Origin of the sequence: Pseudanabaena sp. 'Roaring Creek', assembly GCF_001402795.1 — a bacterium.
Taxonomy (GTDB): domain Bacteria; phylum Cyanobacteriota; class Cyanobacteriia; order Pseudanabaenales; family Pseudanabaenaceae; genus Pseudanabaena.
The window spans coordinates 1-9912 of the sequence record NZ_LIRE01000657.1; the positions used below are offsets into that span (position 1 = coordinate 1).

The window sequence follows — 9912 nt, forward strand, 5'->3', positions numbered from 1 at the left end:
GCGCCGCCCATCCTTACCTATATTGCATTATTATGGCAGCCAATCAAGAGATTGGACAATTTTCGTCAACTCATTGGGAGTTAGATAGGCTTTATAACTACAGAAGGTGTATTTGTCGTTTTGCAATCTTTTACCTTCAATGGTTGCAACTTGGTAAAAAGGAGAATTACCCGCAGGAAAAGTCCACATATAAGCTTGAGGTGATTTTCCCATAGCCTCGGAGATGGGTTGACTGATTTCTCCACGAGTAATATCTATATTTAAATTCACTTCACCTAAAATTTTGCTGGTAACTTTGCGAGAATATTTGCCATCGGGACCGCCAATCCCACCGCCGATCGCATTTACTTCAAAGCAATTATTTTGGGGATTGCGATAGATAATCGAGTAGCTGGGACCAAATCTACATACTCCCTTCGCATTGATCGAAGCTTGGGCAGGACAGGGGGTAATCTGTACATCTGACACAAAAAAGCCCTCAGGTACATAGTTAGGTAAGGCAATGCCGATCCTCAGAGATTTTAGGGTGGCGATTTGCTGGGGCGTTAACTCCGCATTATTCACTGGGTTAATTTCTTGATCGCGATTTTGAGCCTTTGCCAATGGCGGAAAGAGCGATAGAGATAGGAAACAGCTCAGTAATGAAATTTTAAAGAACATTATTGATTTTGAGTTAAACCCGTTAAATTTACTCGCTTGACTTTTCATGCTTACCCTCTAAACCTTTTCCTCTAAATCCTTGGCATACTTGACGTTAATGCTAGTTTTTTGTTCGTACAAACGATTGAGAAATTGCGGATTGATATTGAGGTGATAGCAGATTTTTAGCCATTGATTGAGCATCGCGTGACGATAAATCCCCCGCTGATGAAATCGTCTTGCCGAAGTAATCACCTTGCCTCGCACGAGCACTGGCTTAGAAAACTGGCATAGGCGATCGCTTAAAACCGTATCTTCAAAAATATCGAGATCGGGCACATTCCCAATCGCTGTGAGAATTTGGCGATCTATAAATGGACAGTGATCGAGATAGACAATCCCTTTTTGCTGAACGCGCACGTTGTCTGAATACCAAGATGTAAAATTTAGCAGCCAATGGGAGTAATCAAATCCATGACGAAATGCTCCCCAAAGATTTCCTGCCCCCCAACAGTCCACAACGAGTTGTAACGCTATTCTTTCTGGCAAAAGAGTGGCAGGATGATGCAGCAAAATTACTTCTCCCGTACTGATAGCAATACCATCATTGAGTCTTTGGGCGCGATTTGTAGCTAGCGATCTCACGACCTTGATTTCAGGCGAACGATCGGCATATTCTGTCAAAAACAAGTCAGTACCATCATCACTCGGACTAACTACGGTAATAATCTCTTTGTCAATCTCTTGGTCGTTGTTTTCGGTAACTAATTGCGAGATTAAGTTATTAAGAATTCGATCTAGATAGCCATGTCGAATTTCATTTAGACATGGAAGAACGATCGATAATCGCATAGGTTAATTTGTTGAGTTATATATCAAAATAGTTATATCGCAAACCCAAATCATTTGGAGGTGTTTGGATTTTTTGTTGTCAGTAGGGCTAGGGATTGGATATCAAAAGCTAGCAGATCAGATATAGCAGATCGAAGCTAGGGCGCTAGATAGACTATAGATAGACTATTAATTCTTATTTCTAAGATTTTTTTAGATAATGGCATATATATTATGCTAATTCTTATCAAAGATTTACTTACTATGACTAGCCAAAACCCAGATCAGGACTCAGACCAAATCAAGCTAATCGAACAAACGAAAAAAAGAGAGCACTCGAATAATGCTTCTGTCCTGATCGTTGATGACACTATTTATAATGTTCAACTTTTATCACTGATGCTGATCAAACAGGGCTATCAAGTGAAACAGGCTACGAATGGGCTAGAAGCTTTAGATAAAGTAAACGAACATTTGCCCGATATCATCCTATTAGATATTCGGATGCCTGACATCAATGGCTATGAAGTATGTATGCGATTAAAGGCTAATCCGAAGACTAAAGATATTCCCATAATTTTTATTAGTTCTGTAGAAGAACCATCGGAAAAGGTAGAAGCATTTTCGGTTGGTGGGGTCGATTATATTAGTAAGCCATTTCAATTAATTGAAGTATTAGCCAGAATTGAGACGCATCTGCGGCTATGTTCGCTACAAAAAAAGCTCCAAGAACAAAACGAACAATTACAATTATCGTCTGAGGTGCTATCGCGATCGCTCAATCAAGAACGCGAACTTAGCCAGATGAAAACAGACTTTATCTCGGTTGTATCCCATGAATTCCGTACACCTTTGACGACCATTCAAACTGCGTCAGAACTATTAGAACATTACGAATGGACAAAGGAAGAGAAAATCGATCAATTACATCAAATCCAAGCGGAAGTCAAACATATGACGGCTTTAATGGAAGATGTACTTTTTTTAAGTAGAACTAACTCTAATAAATCCAAGATTAATTTTACTAACTTCGATCTGTTGATGTTTTGTAGTCAGCTTCTGCGACAAATGCTGAGAAGTTTTGGGCAAAGCTATACCCTCCAATCCTCCCTGACGATCGCATCGGATTCATCAGAGGTTATATCGATTGAGAATTATCATCTTTGTAGTGATTTGCCAACATTGATGGTCAGAATGGATGAAAAATTACTAAGGCAAATTTTGACTAATTTGATCACCAATGCCATTAAATATTCTTTGCAAGATAAAACGATTGAGATTGACTTAGCGATTGACCGAGAACAGGCCACTTTTGTTGTGCGGGATCGCGGTATTGGTATCCCTGAGGAAGATCTAGAAAATCTATTCAATCCATTTTATCGCGGTAAGAATGTAAGCACACTTCCAGGAAGTGGTTTAGGTTTATCAATAGTCAAAAATTGCACCAATATTCATCATGGTTCAATATCAGTAAAAAGCCAGTTAAATAGTGGCACAGAATTTATAGTCATTTTGCCTATTTATGGCGATCGGATTGCCCGTGATGATTAATTACAGCTAAAATCCAGATATAAAACCAGCGGCGCACGCCGCTGGTTTTAAGGTTTTGTATTTAATTAAGCCCACTTATTTATATAGCAATCCTAAATGGTTTGTGGAGGCGCACCCCTTTGGGGTACGCTTCCACAAACCCAAAAATCTACAAATGATTTAGGAATGATTTAGGATCGCTATACGTTTTAGCTTAGATGTCTTAGATCAATTAATGCTCAATTAATGCTCAATTAATGCTTAATATCGTTATGATCGCGATAGTATTGTTGGAAGTTAATGGAAAGGTAGTGTGAAAAAGATCCTCCTCATTGAAGATAATCCCAATGTCTTACTTAACACAACGAGAATGTTACAAGCTGAGGGGTATATCGTCATCAGTGCCAATAATGGGCGTACTGGAATTGATAAAGCGCAGCAGCATATTCCCAGTCTGATCGTCTGCGATATTATGATGCCTGAAATCGATGGTTATGGTGTTATTGCCGCCCTAAGGAATAATTCTGCGACAACAACTATTCCTTTTATATTTCTCAGTGCGAAATCTGATAAAACTGACTTTCGGCATGGCATGGAATTAGGCTCGGATGATTATTTAACTAAGCCATTTACTAGGGATGAATTACTTGGAGCTATTAATGCTCAGTTTAAGAAACAAGAAGTAATTAATAGTTATTACAAACAGGAATTATCTAACTTACGCAGTAATATTTCTAAATCCCTACCGCATCAGTTGCTATTCCCCGCGATCGAGGTTATGGGGCTATCGGATATTTTGATCAAAAATTACCATGCAATGCAAGCTCACGAAGTTCCCGATATTGGTAAACGGATTCGTAAAGCAGGAAAAGATATGCATGAAATGGTCAAAAAATTCTTGTTATATGCGGAGCTAGAATCTACGGATAACAATACCGAGTGGATCTCCCAAATTCGGAATAGTAAATCAACTTTTATCGATCTGGAAATCCCGAGTTCAGCCAAAAAAATTGCTAACAATTACAATCGTATTTCCGATCTATGTCTTGACGTTAAGGATGCGGTTGTCCAAATATCCGATTCTTACTTAAATATAATTATTACAGAGCTCATTGATAATGCTTTCAAATTCTCAGCTGAAGGGACTGCCATTGATGTTTTAGGAAATAGCGATCGCCAAGAGTATTGCTTGACTATTAGCGATCGCGGACAGGGAATTGAAGCTGAACAACTTGCTAATTTGGGCGCATATATTAAGTTCGAGAAAAAACTCTATATCCAACAAGGAACTGGTTTAGGGTTGGCGATCGCGAAACGCTTGATCGATCTTCATGGTGGTAGGTTAGAGATTGAGAGCGTGCCTTATGAGCAAACTGTTGTCAGAGTGTTTTTGCCTCTTGCCAATTCATAGCTAATTTATCGCAGTCCTAAGCCTTTTGCAGAAGTCCCCGAATTGTTACACTTCTAAGAACAGCCCGTAGTGCATGCTGGGCGTGCCATTACCCCTTGAGGCTTTCGCCAAGTGTACTAGGACAAATCAAACCCCAAGAATTGAGTGGCGGCACGAAGCGCCGCCACTCAATTCTTGGGGTTTGATTTGTCCTACAGCAATTATCGATTAAACGAACCATAAGGAAATTTTTGAAAGCGTTGCGAAGCAACGCTTTCAAAAATTTCCTTGGTTTGGGTTTGAGCGCAAAGCGCTGTAAGTCAAGTGACTGTAGCTATATATTTTTAGTCTTGCCACCGTAAATTTAGTGATTTCTATCACCTCCAAATCCTCATAGCTGTCACAAATCAGACTATTTAAGCATCACAACCTACGGAAGGAACTTGACCGAACATAAGAGATATGAAGAAGATCCCGTCTCTAGGCAATAGGTTATGATTATTCTCTCTTTATCCGAGGTTCAAATAACTAATTTCTCAACTCCTTGGGGTGCCGAAAAAGGAATTTGTTATTTAGGCAAAACCTTCCTACCAATTAATGTACATGCCAACCATCAGGAAGCGATCGCTGCCTGTCGCCGCGATCTGGATTTGGGAATGCTTTCGATAATTCTAGATGATGGCGATCGCATTACGCTTTGTTGGTATTTCAGCGAATCGTTGGATTAAATCATTCAATTAAATTATTCAATTAAATTATTCAATTAAATTATTCAATTAAATTATTCAATTAAATTATTCAATTAAAGTTGATTAATGTTAATTTGACCGCGCAAAAAAGTAATAGCCTCACCTTTTAATAAAACTCGATTTCCGCGATCTCTAACTTGAAGCTCGCCCGTACGTGCTGACAATTGTTTGGCTTTGAGATTGCTTTTCCCAAGCCGACTTGCCCAATAGGGAGTGAGACTGCAATGGGCTGAGCCAGTGACGGGATCTTCAGGAATTCCTGCTTTCGGCGCAAAAAAACGCGATACAAAGTCATAGGGGCTGTCGGGATCGGCGATCGCCGTAACGATAAAGCCAAAGCCATCTAACTGAGCGATGAGATCGTACTTGGGTTGAAAATTTTGGACAGCAGATTCCGAATCTAAAACTACAGCTATATAATCTTCGGCCTGTCCGAGACATTGATAGGCGCGATCCCCACATATCTCCGCTAATATTTGCTGCGATCGCTCCGAGCAAGTTCGATAAACAGTAGCAGGAAAATCCATCACGATCAGACGATCCTCAAAGCTAATTGTTAAATCCCCACTCAGCGTGGAGAAAATGAGGGGGGATTGAGGATCAATTACCGCTAGTTCGCGTAAATAATGGGCGATCGCAAGGGTCGCATGACCGCAGAGAGGTACTTCTTTCTTCGGGGTAAACCATCGCAACTGGAAGTAGTTGGGCAAGGGATTTTTTTCTAAAGGTTTGACAAAGGCTGTTTCCGAGAGATTCATTTCAGCGGCAATTTGCTGCATTTGCGCGTCTTCTGGGAAGCGATCCACGAATATCGTTGCCGCAGGATTACCTTGAAATGTCTGATTGGTGAATGCATCAATAATGGCGATGTCAATCTGCATACGTTAAGCAACTAAGGAATAGATAGACTGGCATTGATAACCTGATTGTTTGCTATTTTCACAAAGTAGTCCTTTAACTCGGAAAACTTGGGTTCGATCGCGCCAAACGTGAAGATGACCAACTTATTATTGCGCCGTTGTAAACTACTGTTGGCGAGAAACTTCACTTTTTTGTTGCCAAGTGTTACCGTCGATGTCCACTCAATCACAATATTTCCCGTTGACTCTACTACGGGGGATTTCATCTCAAAGTCGTTTAGATTTCCATACATACCCTTGAGTATTAACGTAAATACATCATTGAGCCGATTTTCAGGGATCTCGCTGGGGGGGACAAAGATATTGATAGAGATGGTGGCACGTCCAGCTATCTCATTCCAAGTTAGCAATAATTCACCAGCTTGACTCTTATCGATCAATTTCCACCCCTTTGGCACATCCATCGCGAGGATTCCCGAACGGTGTTTGTAAGGTTCTAGTTCCTTGATTTCTAGTTCGGGCAAATTAATTGGGGCAGCGGTTGGTTTAGGTGCAACCGTAGCTGTGGCGGCTGGAGAAGCAGTGGTGGGCGTAGCGGTAGGAGAAACTTTTGTCGAATCATTCGCGGGCATGGAAAAATTATTGTCAGTATTTGGTCTGCTGCAAGCACTAAACAAGCTCGCAGCGATCGCTGATATCAGTAAAATCGATAGCCTTTGATGACAATACATAGTTTTTCGTGATGTTCCGCTTTAATCCAACCGAGATTAGGCAAAAGCTTTGAAAAATCTTGATTTTACAGAGCTTTTGCCTTCAATTATCCATTGTGGCTCTAATTTAACCAAACTTCAATGCATGACCGCGTACATCAGGATTGACTTTGCCATTAGCAAACACGACTTGACCGCCAACAATCGTTGTTACAGCCCAGCCTGTAAGTTCCCAGCCTTCAAAGGAACTCCAACCACATTTTGTCAACAAATCCTCATTACGAACTGGTTTGTAATGCTTGAGATCGACTAGTACTAAGTCTGCATCCCAACCGAGACGAATTTCTCCTTTATTAGCAATTTTGTAAGATTTCGCAACATTTCTGCTCATCCACTCGCTCACTTGATGAACCGTACAACGTCCTTTCATGGCTTCAGTCAACATGAGGGCGAGCGAAGTTTCTACCCCAGGCATTCCCGATGGTACGTTCGCTGGTTCGAGGAGTATTGTATCGGCTGAGGATTTTTCTGTGGAGGGGAGAGAGGGGGCTTGACTGGCGGCGAATCCTTTCTCAGCTAAGGTGTGAGGGGCATGATCGGTGGCAATAAAGTCAATCACACCATCTAGAAGTGCTTGCCACAATATTTCTTGATCCTGTAGCGATCGCAAAGGGGGATTCATTTGAGCGAGGGAGCCAATCTTCTCGTAAGCGCCAATGTTCATCAACAAATGCTGGGGAGTGACCTCGGCTGTCACCCAGTCAGGCTTGTTTGTCCGCAAAAATTCCGCCTCTTCCCCTGTGGACATATGCAGAATATGAAGGCGGCGTTGATATTTGTTGGCTAGCTTGACTGCCAGTTGGGTCGCGTTCAGTGCTGCTTGATTGTCCTGAATGAGGGAATGTTTTGCAGGATCTTTACTATCGGCAAATTCGATGCGCCTCTGGGCGATCCGCGCTTGATCTTCGGCATGAACGGCAATAAGGCGATCGCCCTGCGAAAAAATCCGATCCAAAATCTCCTCTTGATCGACCAACAAAGCCCCATGCATCGAGCCCATAAATATCTTGATGCCACAGGTGGGATTGGCGCTAAGTAAATCGGGTAAAACTTCCCCCGTTGCACCGATAAAAAAGCCGTAATTAACGACCGATTTACTGGCCGCTCGACGGAGCTTGTCATCTAATGCTGCTTGGGTAATCGTAAGTGGACGAGTATTCGGCATTTCTAAAAAGCTAGTCACGCCGCCTTTCGCGCAAGCATGACTCGCCGTTTGTAAATCCTCCTTATGCTCTAATCCAGGTTCGCGAAAATGGACTTGAGGATCGATGACTCCCGCCATGAGGGTTAAACCACTTGCCTCAATTATCTCCAGAGGTTTCTCATCATTGCCCAGTTCAGCGCCCAGTTCAGTGTCTAGTTCTGTAATTAGCGCTGCGGGATCGAGTTGTGGAGCGATCGCTGCGATTTTGCCATGCTGAATATAAACATCACCGATTAATGTTTGGCGATCGGGCAAAATAATTGTGCTTTGTCGAATTAATATGCTCAAAATAGAATTCCTTTATCAAGTTTTTTGCGGGTGAATTTGTAGGCGAATTTGCAGCCGAATTTGCAGGTGAATTTGCAGGTAGAACTGGAGCTAAAAGTTAAGATACTCCTTGATAATCTCAATCTGCGTTTCTTCTATCAGCTTTTGATCGGGATATTTAGGGAGTTTTGTATTTTTCATGGCTGATTCCAACTCCATCTCCAGCTTAGCGACCTCCTCGATGAGGGTGTCATAGGGTACTTCGCCATTGCGGATTTGGCGGATGAATTGCGCATCGCCTGTTATTTCTCGGTTAGGAATCACACCATTCCCATTCAAAATCTCAATTCCAGATTTGAGTAAACGATAGCAATGCCCAGAATGTTTGCTGTCATATCCCACCTTCTCCTCGATCTCTGCCCGTTTTGAATTGCGATTTCTGCGCCATGACTGAAAAGCTTCATATTCTTGCAGTGCTTGTCGATAGGTCTGAGTATTGTGGAGTAGGGTAATAAATTCATTAGTTGACCTCGTATAGTATTGCACTGCGGGTAGCAGTTCTTCTGCTAATGGGTATTGCTTTAGCAAACCTTTGTAATCAACATGAGTTAATAATTCCGTAGCCACTTCGTTATGTTGGCTGGCATCCTTAATTAAGATATAAAGAAATTCGAGAAATGCATTTAACTGTTCTTTTCGTAATGGATTTTCCTCTAGCCCGTAGTCTTTGGGGTTTGGTGGCAAAGAGAAAAAATCTGGGTCTTCCTTATACCTCAATAGCCATTTCCTGTGCGTCTGCACCTTTTTAATTTGTGCGTGAGCGTAGCCAGAATAGCTATAGAAAACTTTTTGACTTAAAAAAGCATCACGAATTTCAATTAAAGATTCACCGAAACTGGTTAGAACTAGATAGTCACTTCTGTCTATCCACAATAGTTCCAGAATATTGGGATTGTTGAGGGTTGCCAAATGACAAAACTTTTTGATGTTGTAGATATTACTATCGGTATCGGTCAAAGCTGAATACAAACAATTTGGTTCAGAAAAACTATCTAATTGCTCAAAGTTCTGCGTGCCGATAAAATACGGCAATGTGGGGATACAGATTCCCTTGTAGTCATAGTCGCTATCCTCATTGTGAACCCTATATAGTCTAGATCCCGTCAAAGCTAGCAAAATTGTTCGCGTTTCAACTTCTAGTCTTTTCATGATTTATTATTTGATGACAACATAGGAACTGCTTCTTTCATTAGCTCTTTGCAATGGCTTATTTTTAGCTTTACCTTCAATTACTTCCCAGTCAGCATTTTCGAGCACAGCATCTAATACATCGGATAGATTGCAACGCTGCTCATAGGCAATACGCCTTAAAATATCGTGATGCTTAGGCAAAACATATACAGGCTTTCTCTGTGTTTGCGCCATTTTTAATTTTGCAATAAATTAATTCTCCTCATCCTATCATAGCTAAGTATATAATTAGGCAACTAGCTAATTAGCTACTTCCGATTTAAGGCAGGTAGGATGCCTTGTGGATTAGAAATGGCTGGCCGGCATTATAGCTATAGCCAAATAAGTTAAGACATAAAACCGAGAAGAGTGTTGCGGCGCAAAGCGCCGCAACACTCTTCTCGGTTTTGTTTTTGTCCTAACATAACTGGCTACTGCTATA

Annotated in this window: 10 protein-coding genes; 3 read left to right on the forward strand and 7 right to left on the reverse strand. The window is 41.4% G+C overall.

Translation table 11 applies throughout. From position 1 onward, the window contains the following. Positions 1-30 precede the first annotated feature (30 nt). Both AC805_RS17475 and AC805_RS17480 read right to left on the reverse strand, forming a co-directional pair. The gene (locus tag AC805_RS17475; RefSeq protein ID WP_055076571.1) at positions 31-660 is read right to left on the reverse strand and encodes a hypothetical protein; all 630 of its coding nucleotides are present in this window, start codon (positions 658-660) and stop codon (positions 31-33) included. Between the two features lie 57 nt (positions 661-717). Then, complete coding sequence (locus tag AC805_RS17480; protein ID WP_055076572.1) at positions 718-1491, reverse strand: glycosyltransferase; 774 nt, start codon at positions 1489-1491, stop codon at positions 718-720. 243 nt (positions 1492-1734) lie between these two features. Here AC805_RS17480 and AC805_RS17485 point away from each other — a divergent pair, with 243 nt between their 5' ends. The 3 genes from AC805_RS17485 (at position 1735) to AC805_RS17495 (ending at position 5118) form a co-directional block, all read left to right on the forward strand. After that, a complete protein-coding gene (locus AC805_RS17485) occupies positions 1735-3021 on the forward strand; it encodes a hybrid sensor histidine kinase/response regulator (RefSeq protein ID WP_197278782.1) in 1287 nt (428 codons plus the stop codon). 292 nt (positions 3022-3313) lie between these two features. Then, positions 3314-4411 (forward strand): response regulator, encoded by a 1098-nt coding sequence (locus AC805_RS17490; protein WP_055076574.1) that lies wholly within the window; start codon positions 3314-3316, stop codon positions 4409-4411. Between the two features lie 473 nt (positions 4412-4884). Then, complete coding sequence (locus AC805_RS17495; protein WP_055076575.1) at positions 4885-5118, forward strand: hypothetical protein; 234 nt, start codon at positions 4885-4887, stop codon at positions 5116-5118. A 74-nt stretch (positions 5119-5192) separates the two neighbouring features. On the opposite strand, the gene AC805_RS17500 is transcribed toward AC805_RS17495, so the two are convergent. The 5 genes from AC805_RS17500 to AC805_RS17520 form a co-directional block, all read right to left on the reverse strand. Continuing rightward, positions 5193-6020 carry a PhzF family phenazine biosynthesis protein gene (locus tag AC805_RS17500; RefSeq protein WP_055076576.1) on the reverse strand — a complete coding sequence of 276 codons (828 nt, stop codon included), beginning with the start codon at positions 6018-6020 and terminating at the stop codon, positions 5193-5195. 11 nt (positions 6021-6031) lie between these two features. After that, on the reverse strand, positions 6032-6730 hold the full coding sequence (locus AC805_RS17505) for a hypothetical protein (protein WP_156341451.1): 699 nt from the start codon (positions 6728-6730) through the stop codon (positions 6032-6034). 106 nt (positions 6731-6836) lie between these two features. Next, positions 6837-8261 (reverse strand): dihydroorotase, encoded by a 1425-nt coding sequence (locus tag AC805_RS17510; protein WP_055076578.1) that lies wholly within the window; start codon positions 8259-8261, stop codon positions 6837-6839. A gap of 90 nt (positions 8262-8351) precedes the next feature. Further along, a complete protein-coding gene (locus AC805_RS17515) occupies positions 8352-9449 on the reverse strand; it encodes a DNA polymerase beta superfamily protein (RefSeq protein ID WP_055076579.1) in 1098 nt (365 codons plus the stop codon). 6 nt (positions 9450-9455) lie between these two features. Then, positions 9456-9665, reverse strand: a complete 210-nt coding sequence (locus tag AC805_RS17520) for a hypothetical protein (RefSeq protein ID WP_055076580.1) — start codon at positions 9663-9665, stop codon at positions 9456-9458. Positions 9666-9912 lie beyond the last annotated feature (247 nt).